An 18830-nucleotide genomic window follows, 5' to 3' on the forward strand; every position below is an offset into this window, starting at 1 on the left:
CTTGATTGACTATTAATGTTTTCGTGGCAAAAATAAGTATTTAATTGTTTTTTTGTATATAGCAATATTTAAAAATAAATATTATTGTTTAACGATAAAGTGGTGTTTCCATTTTTAATACGGTTATATGGCTGTTTTAGGGAATAATTACCTTTCTATTTTTCATTAAATCATCACTGCAAATATTTAAGTTTTTTATTTTTAGATGTTTAGGAAGTTTCTTAAATGCTCGTCCACAATAAAGGTATCTTGTTTTGTCGCTTGCAATGGTTTGGTATCTTGAATAAAAATATCGTTCTTATGTTCTGTTTTTTTGAACTTTTCAAAAAGATCACTGTCCATATTTATTCTCAATAGATGGCTATCCCATTTACCTTTTTCTGTTTGCCTTTGGTAAAATGCTCGTGCCAGCTCGTCCTCCAGTTCCATCAGCGCGATATAATGTGCCCATGAGAGCTGAAGGGATATTTTTTTAAAAATCGGGTAGGTAGTATAAAATTTTCTATTAAGCAGTAATTGTTCATCAGCTATTTTTAATCCGTAAGCGGCACGTAAGCTTTCGGCTAGTTGACTTATTTTTTTTAGGCAATAGGGTTCATTACGCTCCGAGTCGAAAATTAATTTTCCAACCGTCCAATTTGTGGTAATAAGTTTGTGATTTAGCATTTCTAGCGCCTGCGCTTGTGCCTCACGTAATGTTTGATTTATATCGTCGATTAATCTATTGTCACTCATACTTTAAGGGTAATTGGTTTTCTCTTCTTAGAAGGCTTTAATATAGGAATAATCAGGGATTTAATAAAGAGGGAAACCCGATTATCGCATTATTTTATTCGCTTTTTAGGCCTTTTTTTAAATAATTATGATATCTTTAGGAAAACTAATACTATATAATTTTATGGAACCAGGAATTAGCCTCATTCTAATTATAATTGGAAGCGTTGTCGCATTTTTTCTTTTGTTGTATTTATTACCTGTTAATTTATGGTTTACAGCACAATTATCTAACGTAAAAATCAGCTTGTTAAATTTGGTTTTGATGCGTTTGCGTAAAGTGCCACCAGCATTAATTACGAATGCAATGATTATATCTAGCAAGGCTGGATTACGTTTGACCTCTAACGAGATTGAAACACATTATTTGGCCGGCGGAAATGTTAATCGTGTGATAAAAGCATTGATATCAGCTGATAAAGCAAATATTCCATTAGATTTTAAATTGGCTACAGCAATTGATTTGGCGGGTCGTGATGTTTTTGATGCGGTTCAATTGTCCGTAAATCCACAGGTTATCAACACGCCACCAGTAGCGGCTGTTGCTAAAGATGGTATTCAGTTAATTACTAAAGCACGTGTTACGGTACGCGCTAATATTCACCAGTTGGTGGGTGGTGCAGGGGAGGAGACTATTCTTGCACGTGTTGGTGAAGGTATTGTGACGACTATTGGTTCAGCAGTGAATCATAAAGAAGTTTTGGAGAATCCAGATAAAATATCAAAAACAGTACTTTCAAAAGGGTTAGACTCCGGTACAGCTTTTGAAATTCTTTCTATTGATATTGCTGACATCGATATCGGTCAAAACGTTGGTGCGAAATTACAAACAGATCAAGCGGAAGCCGATTTAAAAGTCGCTAATGCGAGAGCAGAAGAACGTCGTGCAATGGCTGTTGCCAATGAGCAAGAGATGAAAGCTAAAGCACAAGAGGCTAAAGCGAAGGTTATTGAGGCGGAGTCACAAGTGCCTCTAGCTATGGCTGAAGCTTTTAGAAATGGAAACTTAGGTATTTTAGATTACTATAAAATGCAGAATATTCAGGCTGATACGGATATGCGCAGCTCGATTGCGAAACCTGGAGATATCGGAAAAGGTAAAGGATAATAAGGTGCATAGATAAGTCTAGGCTTATTAAACATTACATAACATATAGGAAAGGCAGTCGTTAACGACTGCCTTTTTTTTATGCTAAGCTTTTTTCTTTCATTGGTTAACGTTGGCAGTCAATATCAGTATTGTGTTAAACTTGTGGGTATTGGAGTATGTATCTATACGAGATCGACAGTATGGTTAATCCAGTTTTTTTCTGAGTCTGGTTAATGCTTGTTAGTCACTTTACCTCGAGTGTTTTCTTATCTTTTTTATACGCTGAAGTGCTAATTATTTGGTCGTGATTAGACCTTTGCTGTGAAGATATTCTTTTTTGATAGGGTTCAGAAGATTGCTTTTTATAAGTTGTGTATCAAATTAGTTGCAATAGAATCTATTTTTTTTTAATCCAACCTATGAATGCTTAATTATTTGTTCCAATGAATGTGAATCGTCGTAAGTTTCTGGTATTTATAAAAACAAAACCCTGGCGATGGGCGCCAGGGTTTGCTACTAACCAATTATAAACCTAAATTATGAAAAGACAATTTTAATAAGTAATTCAGTATAAAATCTATTTTTTCAAAATTTCCCCCTGAATTATACCACAAAGGTACATCAAATATTCATGCGCGTCAATGGTTTTATTTAATCTAGTTGTGAAAACAACTATTTTATGACAATTAGTTAGTGTATTGTCTTATATGAATAAATAACTGTCTTTTTTAAATTAAAATGAGCTTGTTTTAACCTTTTAGCAGATCATATTTTTCTGTTTTTCCGCTCTTTTCCTTTTTATTTTTATCCTTTTGATAAAAAAGGATATTGGTACCTTGTAGTTTTATTACATTTGACTATGATTCTAACAGATTTATCACGCGTAAGAGCGGTTTTCCTTGATGTGGATGGTGTACTGACCGATGGTACGGTTCAAGTAAACGAAGCAGGTGATCAATTGCGAACTTTCTCTATAAAAGATGGTTATGCTATTCAGCTGGCCGTAAAAAAAGGACTTTATATCGCTGTCATTACGGGCGGAAATTCGCAAGGCGTATACAAGCGTTTGCAGGGCTTGGGAGTAAAGGAGGTATTTATGGGCGAGTCAAATAAAGAGAAAAAAATGCACGAGCTTCTTCATAAGCATGGTATCGCATTAGCGGATACTCTTTTTATGGGGGATGATATTCCTGATTTGGACTGTATGAAACAGGTTGGCCTTGCTGTTTGTCCATTGGATGCAGTAGAAGAAATAAAACAAGTTTCAGCCTATGTTTCACCTTTTAAAGGAGGGGCTGGATGTGTGCGTGATGTATTGGAAAAGATACTCAAATTGCAAGGTAAGTGGAATCAAGATACAGAAGTAAAAAGTATATAAATATGGTTTTGAATTTATTAAAAGATATAAAAGTATTGCTAGGATCGCAATCGCCGCGTAGAACGGAATTATTGTCAAAAATGGGAATTGGTCATGAGGTCGTTGTTATCCCAACGGATGAATCCTTTGATGCGAGCTTAACACCTGAGGAGATTGTAAATCATATTGCTCTAAATAAGTTAAAAGCTTTTGAAGGAGGCGCTTATCCCGATTATTTGGTTATTACAGCTGATACAATTGTAGTACATGAAGGAGCGATTTTAGGGAAGCCTAGAGATAGAGAAGAAGCATTCGATACACTAAAAGCACTACAAGGAAAAAGTCATCTGGTGATGTCTTCTGTTGCATTATTGTGGGAGGGAGTGGTTCACTCCTTTGTAGAAACGACAGAAGTTGTTCTTGTCTCTTTATCCGATGCCGAAATTGCCTATTATGTTGATAATTTTAAACCGCTAGATAAGGCCGGGTCTTACGGCATTCAAGAATGGATTGGTCTCGTAGGTATTGAATCGATTCATGGATCTTATGAAAATGTAGTCGGCTTGCCTACGGCTCGTCTATATCAAAAGCTTAAAAGTTTGCTCGAAGGGTAAACAAAAAAGGGGAGCAGCGCTCCCCTTTTTTGTTGAAATATATTTTATTTAATGGTATAACGTACCCCCGTATAGAATAAGCGACCTGCAAGTGGGCCCCATAGTAAGTTAGTGTCGAAATGCTTACCAAAAGGATCTTCAAAAGCCAAAATTGGATTTTTCTGGAAGAAGTTTGTAAGGTTCTCACCACCTAGATATACACTAAAGTTCTTGCTCTCGCCAAAACTTTTGCTCACTTGCGCATTCATTGTCACATAAGCTTTCGAGCGCTCTCCCAATTGGTATTCTACAGGGTTGCTAGCTGTTGACGGTAAGCGTTTTTCACCAACCACATTTACCGTATAGTCAAAGCTCCATCCGCTGTGTAGGTTGTACCCTAGATTCACAAAACCTCTATGCTTAGCTGTCAATGGCTTTTGTAGTCTGCCTGATTGATAGTCTGTTTGCACATCTAAATAACGGTATGCCATACGAGCTTCTAAGTGCGAAATTGGCATAAAGCGAAATTCTGCCTGCAAACTGTTGGAGAATGATTTACCATCAAGATTGTAGAAACCTACAGCTCTAGGGTCTTCTAAATCTACAACCACTTGGTTTGAAAAGTTGTTGTGGAATAACTCTACAGAAAATCCTGACTCTCTACCAAAAAGCTGGAACGTCTGATCTACCGTTAGTCCTGTATTCCAGGAAACCTCCGGTTTTAAGCCATAAGCAGCATTGCTTTTGTTGGCTAGTTTTGTATAGTCAATAACTCTGCTAGATGCGAAAAGACCCATATTCTCGGCAAAGATATTTGCCGTGCGCTGGCCACGTCCTGAGCTTAAACGTAGGGTTGTGCTTCCCGTAGCAGCATAACGGATAACTGCTCTTGGGGTTGTAAACCATCCATAGATATTATTGTAATCTTGGCGTAAACCTAACACCACGTCTAGCTTTTCGTCTGGCGCGTATGTATATTCTGCGAATGCTCCACTTACCGTTTCTTTTCTATCAAAATTGTTCGCAAGTACCGATTCGTTCATCTTATCATGGGATACAGATAAACCTACTCTGTATTTATGCTGCACACTACCAATAACATCTTGGTACAAAAGGTTTGCATAAGCACTGTTTTGCTCATTATTATACGTCGTTAAACCGAAGTAGCTATCTTGTTTATAGTGAGATGCTGAAACTTGCAAACCAATACTACGTAATCTATTGTTCGGAAACACATAACCAATTTTTGCAAAACCTTCAACGCGCTCGATGTCGAAGCCCAAGCCATATTTGTTCGTTGTTAATTTATCTGTGTTTTTGTTGAAATCAATTTCTCCACCTGTACGGTTGTCATTAAGGTATTTAATACCAAATTGCGCAATTAGGCCTTTACCATTTTCATAATGCCATCTATTGATTCCGGAGAACACATTTCCAACAGGCATATCTCTATAGCCATTTTTGCTAAAGTTCATCCCTTTATTATACATAAAGTTGTCGTGTAGAAGTAGACCTACCGACCATTTGTCGTTTATTTTTTGCGCCGCACTTAAGTTGACATCTGTTCTTCCCATGTTGTTAACATAGGCATTAACATGAAGTCTATCTGTTGTATGTGGTTTTTTTAATTCCACATTGATTTGTCCTGACATACTCTCAAAACCATTAGCAACGGAACCCATTCCTTTACTAATTTGGATAGATTCAATCCATGGGCCAGCCATGCTATTTAAGCCTAATGGAGCAGCAAAGCCGCGTGGGCCAGGCAGGTTTTCGACCGTCAATTGTGTATAAACACCCGATAAACCCAACAGTTGAATCTGTTTACTTCCTGTTACAGCATCGCTGCTGATTACATCAACAGAAGCATTGGTTTCGAAGCTCTCACTTAAATCACAACAAGCAGCTTTGAACAATTCTTTTGCCGTTATCATTTCAACTCGGTTCGGTGTTAACTTTGAAATGTAGTTGGAACGTTGGTTTCTGGATACAACGATTTCTTCCAACACATTGTTTTTAGCATGGATAATTAATACTTCGTGTAAGTTTCTAACGGTTATGGTATCCGCTTTCATCCCAACAAAGCTAACCACCAATTTGGTGTATCCTTTTTCGTGTGCTATATCAAAAACACCGTTCTCATTACTTTGTAGCTGTGTTTTTGGATTTTCTAACCAGTATACATTGACGCCAGGAATAGGTGTTAAATCTCCTTTTTCATTCTCACGAACAACGACACCACGTACAGTATGATCATGGTCGTGGTCATGTCCATCTTCGGCATGGTCGTCATCTCCTTTTGCCGCATCTAGTCTTTCATACAAACAACATTGGTGAAGCGTAGCGTATACTTCATCCTTAGCACGAACCTCGTCTGTATCATGCCCTACAGCAGCAATAGCCTGCTTAATTGTGGTTGGAGAAGTAGCCTTCGCATTATACTTTACCGTCGCCTTTCCCGTTTTACTATCCCATACAGCTTCTGAAACACCATCTATTTTCGCTGCTTTTTCAATCCTTTGCTTACACATACCGCAATTTCCGGCTACATCGAACGTGATGCTTGTGTTTTTCTGTGCAAATGATGGTGTATAAATATTAATTAAAAATAATAGTATAAGTCCTTTATATAATGATTTCATCGTCTTTGTTTTAAGTTTTTTCTTGAAATCAAAGCTTAGTTGAATACAGCCCATGACCAAAGCATGGCGATTACAATAATGTATACGCAGTATGCTTTCAGTTCTATCCTAAGGAGCTGAATACCTAATTTCTTTGATTTTATTTGTTAAATCCTTACGGATGACAAGAAAAAAATCAAATTCGAAAATTACAATGAATTAAATACGTCGGATTGGTGACCGCCAACACGTGTGGCGATGACAAACGAGGCTGAGCATTTTCGTTTATTGGATCTTCATAAAGTGTAGAAATCCAAAACAACGTAATCGTTGCAGGTGAAAGGCTTAAGAAAGAGGCTGAAATCTGCGTATGCTCCGCATCATCCGTACTTTTCTTAAGGTCAATCTTAATGTCCTTACAACAGCCATTCTCGTCTAGCATGCAGGAAGCTGAAGAGGGTTCTTCGCTATGCTTCTTACACATAGGGCAATTTTCTAAGGCAGTCTTCGGGCTCGCAGGAGTAACCGAAACAACACCGCCATGACACTGATGCATATACACCGATGCCCCTGTACTGGTGAGTACATAGAAAAAAAGCAGTAGGTATGACAGCAGTATCTTCATATACTGCAAAGATAACAATTAATTAATTGTTAAATAGGAGGATACTGTGTAATTATTTTGTTAAAAATAGACGGATTTTTTTTGAATCGTGTGTTCCAACACTTATATTTGGTTGCGTAAACATTATCAATTACTAGCTTAATTAACAGTTACCTATGGAATTTGTGCAATTGTCTCCGGAAGGATCGATCGCTATAGCTGCTTTACTTTTAGTATCTGCACTTGCGGTCTTTAAGGTCTATTCAAAATATGTCAATCAAATAAAAAATTAAAAACTTTTAGGGGGTAGATTTTTAATCATTCTATCATTTTCAGGTATGTGAAAATGATAGAATGATTTTATACATGCTTAGGAACGGATGCTCTTCACAAAGTTGTCAATATGCTGCATGTAGTCTGGTTTATCAAGCGTACGTACGAATGCCGTACCAACGATGGCCCCTTTTGCATAGTCCGTCGCCTTTTGGAAGGTGTCGGCGTTTGCGATACCAAAACCGATAACCAGTGGATTTTCCAGTTCCATTGCTTTTAATCGCTGGAAATATGCTTTGGATGTGTCTTGTACCGTTAGGTTTTTACCTGTAGTAGCATTGGATGATAAAACGTAGATAAAACTTGTCGATAGTTTATCTATTTTTTTAATCCGTTCTTCCGATGTCTGCGGTGTAATCAAAAATATATTGCTGATGCCATGTTTCTCAAAAACTGGCTGATAGAGTTCCTCATACTCATACATCGGTAAGTCGGGAATAATAGCGCCATTGACACCTACTTCTGCACAGGCTGCACAGAAGCGTTCTACACCGAATTGCAATACTGGATTAAAATAACCCATTAAGAAAACAGGAATAGTAACATGCTCGCGTAGTGCTTTCAATTGCTCGAATAGCAAAGCTAAAGTCATTCCATTTTTTAAAGCTTCTTCCGAGCTATGTTGTATAACGGGCCCGTCAGCTACTGGGTCCGAATAGGGGAAGCCTATTTCTAAGAAATCAACACCAGCTTCTTCAAGTCCTTTAGCGATGGTAATCGTACTATCTAAGGTTGGATATCCTGCTGTGAAATAAACAGAAAGTAATCTTTCTTTCGTCGTATCGTTGAATATTGTATTTACTTTCATGATTTTAAAATCCAAAGTGTTTCATGTAATTGTCTAAGTCTTTGTCGCCACGTCCAGAAAGACAAACGACAACATTGTCGTCTGGTTGGAAGGACATCTTCTCCAATTGTGCTAGTGCATGTGCACTTTCAATTGCTGGAATGATACCTTCTAAGCGTGTAAGTAATAGGCCTGCCTCCATAGCCTCATCATCTGTAACACTTACATACTCACCACGACCGCTCTTGAACAACCAAGCATGCTGTGGGCCGATACCTGGGTAATCAAGGCCTGCAGAAATGGAATAAGGTTCAATAACTTGTCCGTCCTCTGTTTGCATAAGGATAGAACGGCTACCATGAAGAACGCCTTCTTTACCTAATGCGGTTGTTGCAGCTGATTCACCACTATCAACGCCGTGGCCTGCTGCTTCGACGGCAACTAATTTTACGGATTCTTCATCCAGGAAATGATAAAACATGCCTGCTGCATTAGATCCTCCGCCAACGCAAGCGATAGCATATTCAGGTGTTTCTTTACCTGTTTTTTCGAAAAGCTGCTGCTTCGTTTCTTCTGAAATGATAGATTGAAAGCGGGCAACTAAATCAGGGTAGGGGTGTGGACCAACCACAGACCCAATAATATAATGTGTATCTACGGGATTGTTTATCCAATCACGTAATGCTTCATTGGTTGCATCTTTTAAGGTTTTACTACCCGATTGAGCAGCAACAACGGTAGCACCCATCATTTTCATGCGGGCAACATTTGGCGCTTGTCGTTGAATATCGATTTCTCCCATATACACAACACATTCCAAGCCTTTCAGTGCGCAGACAGTGGCTGTAGCAACACCATGTTGACCGGCTCCTGTTTCAGCGATGATTCGTTTTTTACCTAAGCGCTCGGCAAGTAAAATCTGTCCGATGGTGTTGTTTATCTTGTGCGCCCCTGTATGGTTTAAATCTTCCCTTTTCAAGAAGATATTTGCTTTATAGCGTTCCGACAGTCGTTTCGCATGGTATAAAGGCGATGGACGACCTACGTAATCTTTTAATAGCGCTTCAAACTCAGCCTTAAAGCTAGGGTCTTCCATGATTTGCAGGTACTGCTGTTGTAATTCTTCTACATTCGGATAGAGCATCTCTGGTACATAGGCTCCACCAAAGGGGCCATAATAACCCTTTTCGTTTACTTGATATTTACTCATCTTTTATGATTTTCAAGGCTTGTTTAATTTTGTTGATATCTTTAAGGGCAGGCTCTATCTCAAATTTAGAGTTCAAGTCCAACCCGATTAATCGAGCGTCTGAAATAGCTAATGCAGTATGTAAATTCTCTAAATCAAGGCCACCACTTAAGAAGTAGGGCGTCGAGTAGGGATATTTATTCAGCAAAGCCCAGTCGAATGTTTTTCCTGTTCCACCATATTGCGCACTGCTGGTATCAAATAGGAAATAGTCAACCACCTTTTCATAAGGTGCTAAGTCTTCCCAATTGATGTCTTCGTGTAGACCGAAAGCTTTGATTAAAAGGATGCCTTCTGTCTTTATCGCTTTACAGAAATCTACAGACTCGTCGCCATGGAGTTGTACCGCATGTAAGCCTTCGTTGATTTTGTTTTGTACATCTTCTACTGAAGCATTAACAAAGACACCTACTTTTTTTATAGATGCAGGGAGCTCTGTTATGATGGATGTAGGCGTATAGCGTTTAGATTTTTCGTAAAAAATGAAACCCATGTAGTCAATATCCAATTCGGCTAAGGCCTGAATATTATCAGCTTGACGCATACCGCATACTTTTATGGCTAATGGTCGCATCTTAATTGTTTGTTACTTTACGGAAGGATGCTAGTGCGCTGCTGCCTAAGAGCGACTCTTCAGCCTCGTAATAGCAGTCGGCAAAGCTTTTTTCCGGATGAATAGTTTTGATGGCGAAAGCAGCATTCGTAAGTACTGCGTTGTTCTGCGCTACGGTACCCTCACCTTTAAGAATGGCTGAAAAGATAGCCGCGGCTTCTTCTACGGTGTCGCCACCGGCCAAGCTGCTTGCTTGTAGTGGTTCTTCAAAACCCAGCTGTGCTACGCTATATACTTTTTCTCCTTGATTATTAATGATTTTAAAATCTCCCGTTAGGGATATTTCATCGTAACCATCCAAGGCATGAACGATGCTATACTGTTTGTCTGTTTGTTGGTATAAGTAGTTGTAAAGACGAGCTAATTCAAGACTAAACACGCCTACTGATTGATACTTTGGATTGGCAGGGTTTGTCAATGGACCTAGCATATTGAAAAATGTCTTTACGCCTAATGCTTTTCGAATAGGTGCCACCGTTTTCATCGCCGGGTGAAAAAGTGGCGCATGTAGGAAACAAATATTAGCTTCTTCAAGTTGCTTGCTCAGCTCGTCTTTATCATTGGTGAAACGGTAGCCTAAATATTCCATTACATTGGAAGAGCCACAACCCGATGAAACACCTACGTTTCCATGTTTTGCGACATGGTAGCCAGCACCGGCAACGACGAAAGACGCTAGCGTAGATATATTAAACGTATTTTTACCATCACCGCCAGTTCCACATAGGTCTATCAAATCATAGCCTGGAAATTCTAGCTGCAAACATAAGTCATACATCGCGTCACGAAATCCGCTAAGCTCTTCAACGCGTATACTACGCATACCGTAGATGGTCATGAAAGCCGCAATCTGATGACTATCATACTTACCTGTTGCTATATTTGTTAAAATAGTATAAGCTTCTTCTTTTGTAAAGCTTTTATATTCAAAGAGGTATCTTAATGTTTCTTTCATGATTGCAATGGGTATAAATAAAAAAAGGCTCGCCTTAAAGGCAAGCCCACTATTCTTTGATGTAAATAATTCAAGCAATAGGTTTTCGCCACAACATTAGATGTTGTGCCACCACCAAGCTTTATTTACAATTGAAAAATTCATTTTTTGTTGTTGATTGAAACAAATATCAATAATTAGATTCTGAACTCCAAATTTTTATAACAATTAATACGTAACAAAATGCGCCTTACTGTCTCCTTTAGAAACGAGTGTGAATGAGGCTATTTTGTCTTTATCAATATAGACGGACAGGAGTAACCTGCCTTTGTATTTTAAAAAATACATTTTGTCCGTTGGTTTTCCTTCTGTATCGATATCCACCGTTTCCTTGTGTGGAAGTTTGTTGAAAGGGATATACTCAATTTGGCTTAAATCTTTAAGCTGCACATTAAGTCGTATCTCGTCAATGCTTGCCTCCAAGTAATCATAAGCATCGTTGTCGACTTCTTTTTCCATTAAGACCTGTTGGCTCAAGATTACGTCGGCACGTAGCTCGTCTTGAGCAATAGTCTCAATAAATCTATGGATAATAGCTAAATCTTGCTCCTGTGTGGTGCTTGTTGTCTGTGCTTTGCTTACGATGGCAAAAAAGAAGCATAGCGCAATACATATTCCTTTTCTCATGCATTTGTGCTTAAACACAAAAAACGCCCAAGAAGGACGTTTTTTATGTTACTTAATACTCATCTTCGTTAAAAAAGAAATCATCTTTTGTTGGATAGTCGGGCCAAATTTCTTCAATATTCTCATAAGGCTCGCCATCATCTTCCAACGCTTGAAGATTTTCAATGACCTCAACTGGTGCTCCTGAACGAATAGCATAGTCGATTAACTCGTCTTTAGTTGCTGGCCAAGGTGCATCTTCTAAATGTGATGCTAATTCTAGTGTCCAATACATATCTAATAATTTATGTTTGCTATTTTCGCAAAAATAACATAATTCTTTACTAAAACAAGTTAAAAGAAGCGTGTGTTATTTTGAATATTGTAAATAGTTGATTTTTAATATATTAAAATATTAAATTTTTTCAAAATCTGTACCCTTTTCTCGCAGTGCTTCCAAGCGTGGGCGTACTGATTTTATTTCTGGGTTGGCATAATCGTCTTCCACCAAGCCATCGCGTAGGCGAACAATTCGGTGCGCATGCTGCGCAATATCCTCTTCGTGGGTAACCAAGATAATGGTATTTCCTTTGTCGTGAATATCTTCAATAAGTCCCATTATTTCTATAGAAGTCTTGGTGTCCAAATTTCCGGTAGGCTCATCGGCGAGGATAATCGAAGGGTCATTAACCAATGCCCTAGCCACAGCAACACGCTGACGCTGCCCTCCGGATAGCTCATTCGGTCTATGTTCAACCCGATTGCCTAAGCCTACATTATCTAAAGAACGACGGGCACGAGCCTCTCTTTCCTTTTTGGAGTAGCCCGCATAAATAAGCGGAAGGGTTACATTTTCTAGCGCTGTGCTCTTCGGAAGTAGGTTGAATGTCTGAAAGACAAAACCAATTTCTTTGTTGCGAACAGCAGCCAATTCATTTTCGCTCATGTCCGACACATTAATGCCATTGAGGATGTACTGGCCTTTGCTTGGCGTATCTAAACAGCCTAAAATGTTCATCAGCGTGGACTTCCCCGAGCCCGAAGGCCCCATTAAAGCCACAAATTCGCCTTTTTTTATACGTAAAGAAACGGATTTTAGGGCATGAATTTCTTCGGTACCAATAATGTATTCCCTACCGATATCATCAATCTGAATTAAATACTCATTACTCATGTTGCTTGCCATTGATGGACGTTAAGTTACGATTTATTATGATTTTCCCAAGAATATTTCATCCGATTGTAGACTAGCTTTTCTAAGTCTTCCTCCTCCTCTTTGTCTGCCCTATGGGGGGAAATTGGACGTAACACCGTTACATGGATGGTACCAGGTTTAGAGCCGTAGGCTAAGCCATCATCCCACAGTAGCTCCCAGGCATTATGGATGACGATAGGCAAAATAAGCGTGTTGTTCTCTTTGGCTAGCCGAAAAGCCCCCTTTTTAAAAGGATGTAAGACTGGTGGAAACTCTTCATCAATTCTCCCTTCGGGGAAAATGACCAAAGAACGATGCTCCTGAAGTAATTCCTCCGCTTTTTTATAGGCTTTGTAAGCCGATACACGACTACTGCGGTTTACAGGAATATCAATCGTCTTAAAAAATGTGCGGGTAACGGGATTCTTAAGCAGGCTGTCTTTCCCCATAAAAGAACTTGCTTGTTTGCATACTTTGTCGAGTATCGATACATCCAGAATGGAGCTGTGGTTTGGACAAATAATATAGTTTTGCGACCAATCAATTGTAGCCTCATAAGTAACTTTGACGCGAAATCCCATGATAAATAAAGGAGGAAGGCTTATCCATTTACGGATAGCCGCAATTTTGGCGTAGTTTTTTTTAGGCTTTTTTGCAACGATATACAACAACGGATACGATAAAAGGAAAAATAAAAAAACCGTGGTTAGATAGAGGTACAAATGTAGTTTTCGGAAGAATTTGTTCATCAATTCAAATATATAAATTTTATCAACCTTTGGTTGCAAACAAGAAAAATAGGATAGGGACTAAACGAACAATGGCAACCGTTTCGGGTTGCCATTGCTCCTATAATTTGGAAAAGTCTTATTTACTTAACTCTGCATAATACTTGAAGAATGCAGGAATTGTTTCGATACCTTTTAAATAGTTTTCAATACCATACTTCTCGTTTGGAGAGTGTAGGTTGTCGCTATTTAAACCGAAGCCTAATAATACTGTTTTAACCTGTAGTTCTTTTTCAAATAAAGCGACAATAGGAATAGAACCACCACCACGTGTAGGGATTGGTTTCTTATTGAATGCATCTTCCAATGCTTTCTCTGCGGCTTTGTAAGCGATGCTATCTGTAGGCGTTACTACCGGCTCACCACCGTGATGCGGTTTCACTTCTACCTTTACATAAGAAGGAGCGATGCCTTCAAAGTGTTTTTTGAAAAGATTGGTAATGCGTTCCGAATTTTGGTTAGGTACCAAACGCATAGATATTTTAGCAAATGCTTTTGACGGTAATACCGTCTTTGCACCTTCGCCGATATAACCTCCCCAGATACCATTTACCTCAAGTGTAGGGCGGATTCCAGTACGTTCAATCGTTGTGTATCCTTCTTCTCCCCAAACAGCATTAATACCTAAGTCTTCTTGGTATTCTGTGATATCAAAAGGTGCTTTGTTCAAGGCTTCTCTTTCTGCTGCTGATAATTCAACAACATCATCGTAAAAGCCAGGAATAGCAATATGGTTGTTCTCATCGTGAAGCGATGCGATTAATTTAGCTAAAATTGTTGCTGGATTGGCAACGGCACCACCATAAACACCGGAGTGTAAATCACGGTTTGGACCTGTTACTTCTACCTCTACATACGATAAACCACGTAAGCCTGTCTCTAAAGATGGCTGCTCTAGGCTGATCATTGAGGTGTCAGAAATTACGATAACATCACTTTTAAGACGTTCTTTATTTTCGATAACGAATGTGCCTAAGTTTACGGAACCTACTTCTTCTTCACCTTCAATCATGAATTTAATGTTGCAGCTTAACGCATCATTAGTCATCATGTATTCGAAAGCTTTAACATGCATGTAAAATTGACCTTTGTCATCAGCAGCACCACGAGCATAGATTTTACCATCGCGCACGGTTGGCTCAAAAGGAGGCGTATCCCATAACTCTAATGGGTCAGCGGGCTGCACGTCGTAATGTCCGTACACTAAAACCGTTGGTAAGCTAGGGTCGATTAACTTCTCGCCATAAACAATAGGGTTTCCTGCTGTAGGAACAACTTCTACTTTATCAGCACCAGCGTCTTTAAGTTTTTGAGCAACAAATTCTGCTGTCTTGATCACATCATTTTTATATTTTGGATCTGCACTGACAGAAGGAAAACGTAATAAGGCGAACAATTCTTCTAAAAATCTATCCTTGTTGGATTGAACATATTCTTTTATCGTTGGCATATTTTTTTGAGTTTCTACAAAGCTACATAATTTAACGCGGCATAGTAAATGAACTTTTCTGTTTGTTAACGTATGGAATTTTACAATAGATATATCTTCATTATATACTATATGTTAAAAATGATTAAGAAATGATTAAACATTTGCTAAGTGTTTAATAATCTTATATTTTGCGACGAAATTATACTAACCATTATTTTCATGATGAGACTAACCATCTTACTAGCCTTCATGCTCTTAAGTAGCATAAGCCTAATAGGACAAACTAAAATTACGGGTGAAGTTGTTGACGAAGGGGATAAAAAAACCAAATTGACAAATGCCACCATTATGCTTTTACAAGCTAAAGACTCTATTCTCGTAGATTATGCCCGGGCTAATGACCAAGGTAAGTTTACGTTGAACAGGCCTGATACAGGGGCTTTTTTACTAATCGTAAGTTATCCTAAATTTGGTTTTTTTCAACAAGATATTCGAGGAACTACAGATATTAATTTAGGCCAGCTGGGCTTGACTAGTGTCGCCCATTTGTTGGAAGAAGTAATCGTAACGGGAAAGATTCCTATTCAGATAAAAGGTGATACTACCGAGTTCAATGCAGCTAGTTTTGCCGTTGAGAAGAATGCTAAAGTAGAAGATCTGCTGAAGGTGCTTCCAGGTATTACCGTGGATGCTCAAGGGAAGATTACCGCCCAAGGTAAAACCGTCGAGAAAGTACTCGTCGATGGGGAAGAGTTTTTCGGTAACGACCCTACCTTAGTGACACGTAACCTACGTTCCGATATGGTCGATAAAGTACAATTGTATGAAAAGAAATCGGAAGAGGCGGAGCGAACTGGGGTGGATGATGGAACACGTATTCAAACCATAAACTTAAAATTAAAGGAAAATGCGAAAAGAGGCATGTTTGGTAAGGCCGAAGCCGGTGGGGGCAGGGATAATAAATCTGACTTTTATACAGGTACCGCCGCTTTCAACCGTTTTGCAGGTAAACAAAAGATAGGCTTCTTTGCTTTAGGTGCCAATGATGGAACTGTCTCCATGAATTGGGAAGATAAAGATAAATATGGCTTTTCTGATATCTCATCGGAGGTAGGTGATGATGGTTCAGTCAATTGGTCTTGGACTGGTGGTGATGATATGGACTATTGGAATGGACGTGGTCGTCCTAAAGCCTTTAGCTTGGGTGCTTTTATGTCTGATAGTTGGAAGGAAGGTAAGCATAAGTTGAATGTTAGTTATAAGATTGCTCATGTTGAAAATGAAGAGCAGTCGAGCAGGATATCGCAAGAGAGCGGAAAAGATATCGTTTTAAATAGTCAAGAGCGATCCCAAGAGTCGAAGAATAACGATAAGCAGAAGTTTAACGGTCGTTATGATCTTAAGTTGGACTCCCTGCATACCATTACTTTTAATTTAGGAATGAGTAAAAGGAAGACGCGTATCGAATCGGAAAAAGAAGCGAGCACCTATGATCATGAGTACCTACTCAACGATAACAATGCTAAGCAAAATAGTGAGAGTAAAAATGAGTCGCTAGATTATAGTGTATACTTCACGCGTAAGTTTGCTAAAGAAGGACGTTCATTATCGCTACGGGTGAATGGTGAACATGGCTCAGGTAGAGGTGATGGATTCTTGAATGCGACAACGAACTTTTACAAATTAAATGTGTTAGATTCTATAAATAAGGTCGATCAGCGTAAGGAAATGGAAAACAAAAAAAATAGTTTCCGTTCGGTTCTTTCTTATTCTGAACCGCTGAGTAAAAGAATAACGAGCAGTTTGCAGTATGAGTATGTGTTCAACAAGTCTTCATCTTTACAGAACTCCTACAACAGGGTGTCACCTGATGGCGATTATACGGTGTTGGATAAAGAGTTTAGTAATGATTTTGATTTTAACACCACGCGTCATGCCGCCAATTTAGGACTAAACTACCGTTCGGACAAACTACGTATAAACCTGTCCCAAGGATTGCGTAGCGATAAGCTATCTCAAATTAATAATAATGAGCAGCTTGAGGTTCAGCGCAGCTATTTGACCTATAACCCTTCTTTTAACCTGCGATGGGAAATGAAGAAGAATAATTATTTAGGAATGAATTTCTATCGTTTTAATCAGCTTCCGAACTTAAATCAAGTTCAGCCATTGAAGCAAAATTCCGATCCCTTGAATATCATTGTGGGGAATCCAAACCTGAAGCCTTCCCAAGCGAATACCTATGAGTTGAGACATAATACCTATAACATCCTAAAAGATATGTATACCTATGTCAGCCTTTCGTGGACACAGCAGTTTAATAGTATTCGACAAAATGTTGTTATTGCCGATGGGGTACGGACTTTTGCCTATTCGAATCTCGAGGATGTTGGTAATAACTTACGCTTCTATGGTGGTTTTGGACAAGATGTTTGGAAGAAATATAAGTTGAAAACTTACATGCAGGGGTCTGCTAACTATAGTAATTATTCCAGTTATGTAAATGGTGATTTAAGCGATAATACAAGTTTGAATTACTCCGTTTCTTTAGGTTTTAATCGTAATACTAAGAAAAGTGTCGATTTTGATATTGAATATAGACCTGGTTTTTCAGTGCTTAAAAACTCCTTACAGCCTCAACTGAATAGCAAGGGTTTTACGCAAGATATGAACCTGTACTTATCGGTGTTCTTGCCATTGAAGGTGAAGCTATATTCTGAGATGAACTACACCTATCAAGCACCGACGGATGTGTTCGGTGAGAAATTTGAACGTATGCTGTGGAAGCCGGGTATAACCAAGAAGTTCTTGAAAAACGAAACACTAACACTTGACTTCTATGTGCAAGATGTGCTAAACAAAAATGTAGGGTTTTCTAGAAGACAGAGTGGAAGCTCTTTGGTGCAAGAAAACTACAATACCATTGGCCGCTACTTCATGCTGAAAGTAAGCTGGGATTTTAACTTTATGAAAGGAGCAACAAACGAATGAGACTAAAAATAATCTATATGACCCTACTGCTTCTAAGCAGTTTGGGCGCATTTGCACAGTATACATATTTCCCGAATTCAGGTGTTATTCACTATGAAAAGACAGTTCATATCAAGAATTATCTGCGTACCTATAATTCCTTGTCCAAGGATGATAATTATGATAAAGATATTATTAATGAACTTATTAATAAGGCGCCAACAACTTATGTTTATAAGAGTAAATTATCTTTCGATGGAGAGCAATCCCGTTATGAGCCGATTAAGGAAGAGCTTCCGGCAATCATGCGTAATTTAAGTTGGTACCGGTTTGATTTAGGGGGAAGCTACTACCAAGACCTGAAGAATAAAACTATGAGTAGTGTTTCTGATTTTGCGGGTATTGATTTGCGTATACAGGATGACTTGCTTCCTGTAAAATGGAAAGTGACAAACGAGTTTCGAGAAATAGCGGGTTATAATTGCCGTAGAGCCAACGGTGTGGTAATGGATTCTGTTTATGTGGTTGCTTTTTATACAGACGACATTCCACTATCAGTAGGGCCAGGAGCCCTGCATGGTCTTCCAGGGATGATATTAGGGCTTAGCATTCCGGATCGCCACACGAATATTTATGCGACTAAAGTTGAATTCAGTCAACCTTCTGTTTCTCCTTTAGCACAAAAAAAGAAAGATAAAAATTTGAAACGTGGAGAGATTAATAACCTGCTTAGGGAGCGTTTTAATGTTGGTGAATGGTTTACCGAAAAGCAGTTCAGTTTTAACTTGATTAGTATCTTCTTGTAATTAATATTAAAAAAAAAA

General features: G+C 38.7%; 17 protein-coding genes. 5 read left to right on the forward strand and 12 right to left on the reverse strand.

The genetic code is table 11. The features are described from left to right. Positions 1–201 precede the first annotated feature (201 nt). A complete protein-coding gene (locus tag WH223_RS00960; RefSeq protein ID WP_340045649.1) occupies positions 202–735 on the reverse strand; it encodes a DUF1016 N-terminal domain-containing protein in 534 nt (177 codons plus the stop codon). 163 nt (positions 736–898) lie between these two features. Between WH223_RS00960 and floA the strand changes: the two genes are divergently transcribed. The 3 genes from floA to WH223_RS00975 all read left to right on the forward strand — a co-directional run bounded on the left by floA (position 899) and on the right by WH223_RS00975 (position 3835). Continuing rightward, positions 899–1882, forward strand: a complete 984-nt coding sequence (gene floA / locus WH223_RS00965; RefSeq protein WP_340045650.1) for a flotillin-like protein FloA — start codon at positions 899–901, stop codon at positions 1880–1882. 841 nt (positions 1883–2723) lie between these two features. Then, entirely contained in the window at positions 2724–3242 is a 519-nt protein-coding gene (locus WH223_RS00970) for a KdsC family phosphatase (RefSeq protein ID WP_340045651.1), read from the forward strand. A 2-nt stretch (positions 3243–3244) separates the two neighbouring features. After that, positions 3245–3835 carry a Maf family nucleotide pyrophosphatase gene (locus tag WH223_RS00975; protein WP_340045652.1) on the forward strand — a complete coding sequence of 197 codons (591 nt, stop codon included), beginning with the start codon at positions 3245–3247 and terminating at the stop codon, positions 3833–3835. 44 nt (positions 3836–3879) lie between these two features. Here WH223_RS00975 and WH223_RS00980 read toward each other — a convergent pair whose 3' ends face one another. From WH223_RS00980 to WH223_RS01030, 11 genes are all read right to left on the reverse strand, one after another. Beyond that, positions 3880–6456, reverse strand: a complete 2577-nt coding sequence (locus WH223_RS00980) for a TonB-dependent receptor domain-containing protein (protein WP_340045653.1) — start codon at positions 6454–6456, stop codon at positions 3880–3882. A gap of 175 nt (positions 6457–6631) precedes the next feature. After that, positions 6632–7060 (reverse strand): HYC_CC_PP family protein, encoded by a 429-nt coding sequence (locus WH223_RS00985; protein WP_340045654.1) that lies wholly within the window; start codon positions 7058–7060, stop codon positions 6632–6634. 349 nt (positions 7061–7409) lie between these two features. Further along, positions 7410–8183 carry a tryptophan synthase subunit alpha gene (gene trpA / locus WH223_RS00990; RefSeq protein WP_340045835.1) on the reverse strand — a complete coding sequence of 258 codons (774 nt, stop codon included), beginning with the start codon at positions 8181–8183 and terminating at the stop codon, positions 7410–7412. Position 8184: 1 nt separating this feature from the next. Further along, positions 8185–9369, reverse strand: a complete 1185-nt coding sequence (gene trpB, locus WH223_RS00995; protein ID WP_340045655.1) for a tryptophan synthase subunit beta — start codon at positions 9367–9369, stop codon at positions 8185–8187. Beyond that, on the reverse strand, positions 9362–9982 hold the full coding sequence (locus WH223_RS01000; RefSeq protein ID WP_340045656.1) for a phosphoribosylanthranilate isomerase: 621 nt from the start codon (positions 9980–9982) through the stop codon (positions 9362–9364). Before WH223_RS01000 ends, trpB begins: the two co-directional genes overlap by 8 nt. Position 9983: 1 nt before the next feature. Next, positions 9984–10976, reverse strand: a complete 993-nt coding sequence (trpD, locus tag WH223_RS01005; RefSeq protein ID WP_340045657.1) for an anthranilate phosphoribosyltransferase — start codon at positions 10974–10976, stop codon at positions 9984–9986. Positions 10977–11183: 207 nt separating this feature from the next. Continuing rightward, positions 11184–11642, reverse strand: a complete 459-nt coding sequence (locus WH223_RS01010; protein ID WP_340045658.1) for a hypothetical protein — start codon at positions 11640–11642, stop codon at positions 11184–11186. Positions 11643–11694: 52 nt separating this feature from the next. Continuing rightward, a complete protein-coding gene (locus WH223_RS01015) occupies positions 11695–11916 on the reverse strand; it encodes a DUF2795 domain-containing protein (RefSeq protein ID WP_002996718.1) in 222 nt (73 codons plus the stop codon). Between the two features lie 120 nt (positions 11917–12036). Then, the gene (locus tag WH223_RS01020) at positions 12037–12795 is read right to left on the reverse strand and encodes an ABC transporter ATP-binding protein (protein WP_340045836.1); all 759 of its coding nucleotides are present in this window, start codon (positions 12793–12795) and stop codon (positions 12037–12039) included. 26 nt (positions 12796–12821) lie between these two features. After that, positions 12822–13565 (reverse strand): lysophospholipid acyltransferase family protein, encoded by a 744-nt coding sequence (locus WH223_RS01025; protein WP_340045659.1) that lies wholly within the window; start codon positions 13563–13565, stop codon positions 12822–12824. A 118-nt stretch (positions 13566–13683) separates the two neighbouring features. Continuing rightward, on the reverse strand, positions 13684–15054 hold the full coding sequence (locus tag WH223_RS01030; protein WP_340045660.1) for a dipeptidase: 1371 nt from the start codon (positions 15052–15054) through the stop codon (positions 13684–13686). 201 nt (positions 15055–15255) lie between these two features. Here WH223_RS01030 and WH223_RS01035 point away from each other — a divergent pair, with 201 nt between their 5' ends. Beyond that, the gene (locus tag WH223_RS01035) at positions 15256–18027 is read left to right on the forward strand and encodes an outer membrane beta-barrel protein (protein ID WP_340045661.1); all 2772 of its coding nucleotides are present in this window, start codon (positions 15256–15258) and stop codon (positions 18025–18027) included. A gap of 17 nt (positions 18028–18044) precedes the next feature. Further along, on the forward strand, positions 18045–18812 hold the full coding sequence (locus tag WH223_RS01040; protein ID WP_340045662.1) for a GLPGLI family protein: 768 nt from the start codon (positions 18045–18047) through the stop codon (positions 18810–18812). Positions 18813–18830: the final 18 nt, after the last annotated feature.

Origin of the sequence: Sphingobacterium sp. MYb382 (assembly GCF_037572665.1) — a bacterium.
Taxonomy (GTDB): Bacteria; Bacteroidota; Bacteroidia; order Sphingobacteriales; family Sphingobacteriaceae; genus Sphingobacterium.

Excerpts from the sequence above, each read along its gene's own strand:
- WH223_RS00985 (WP_340045654.1), bottom strand. The coding sequence starts at position 7,060 with ATGAAGATACTGCTGTCATACCTACTGCTTTTTTTCTATGTACTCACC.
- WH223_RS01015 (WP_002996718.1), bottom strand. The coding sequence starts at position 11,916 with ATGTATTGGACACTAGAATTAGCATCACATTTAGAAGATGCACCTTGG.
- WH223_RS00975 (WP_340045652.1), top strand. The coding sequence starts at position 3,245 with ATGGTTTTGAATTTATTAAAAGATATAAAAGTATTGCTAGGATCGCAA.
- WH223_RS01040 (WP_340045662.1), top strand. The coding sequence starts at position 18,045 with ATGACCCTACTGCTTCTAAGCAGTTTGGGCGCATTTGCACAGTATACA.
- trpB (WP_340045655.1), bottom strand. The coding sequence starts at position 9,369 with ATGAGTAAATATCAAGTAAACGAAAAGGGTTATTATGGCCCCTTTGGT.
- WH223_RS00970 (WP_340045651.1), top strand. The coding sequence starts at position 2,724 with ATGATTCTAACAGATTTATCACGCGTAAGAGCGGTTTTCCTTGATGTG.
- WH223_RS01000 (WP_340045656.1), bottom strand. The coding sequence starts at position 9,982 with ATGCGACCATTAGCCATAAAAGTATGCGGTATGCGTCAAGCTGATAAT.
- WH223_RS01025 (WP_340045659.1), bottom strand. The coding sequence starts at position 13,565 with ATGAACAAATTCTTCCGAAAACTACATTTGTACCTCTATCTAACCACG.
- WH223_RS01030 (WP_340045660.1), bottom strand. The coding sequence starts at position 15,054 with ATGCCAACGATAAAAGAATATGTTCAATCCAACAAGGATAGATTTTTA.
- trpD (WP_340045657.1), bottom strand. The coding sequence starts at position 10,976 with ATGAAAGAAACATTAAGATACCTCTTTGAATATAAAAGCTTTACAAAA.
- WH223_RS00960 (WP_340045649.1), bottom strand. The coding sequence starts at position 735 with ATGAGTGACAATAGATTAATCGACGATATAAATCAAACATTACGTGAG.
- floA (WP_340045650.1), top strand. The coding sequence starts at position 899 with ATGGAACCAGGAATTAGCCTCATTCTAATTATAATTGGAAGCGTTGTC.
- WH223_RS01035 (WP_340045661.1), top strand. The coding sequence starts at position 15,256 with ATGATGAGACTAACCATCTTACTAGCCTTCATGCTCTTAAGTAGCATA.
- WH223_RS01020 (WP_340045836.1), bottom strand. The coding sequence starts at position 12,795 with ATGAGTAATGAGTATTTAATTCAGATTGATGATATCGGTAGGGAATAC.
- WH223_RS01010 (WP_340045658.1), bottom strand. The coding sequence starts at position 11,642 with ATGAGAAAAGGAATATGTATTGCGCTATGCTTCTTTTTTGCCATCGTA.
- WH223_RS00980 (WP_340045653.1), bottom strand. The coding sequence starts at position 6,456 with ATGAAATCATTATATAAAGGACTTATACTATTATTTTTAATTAATATT.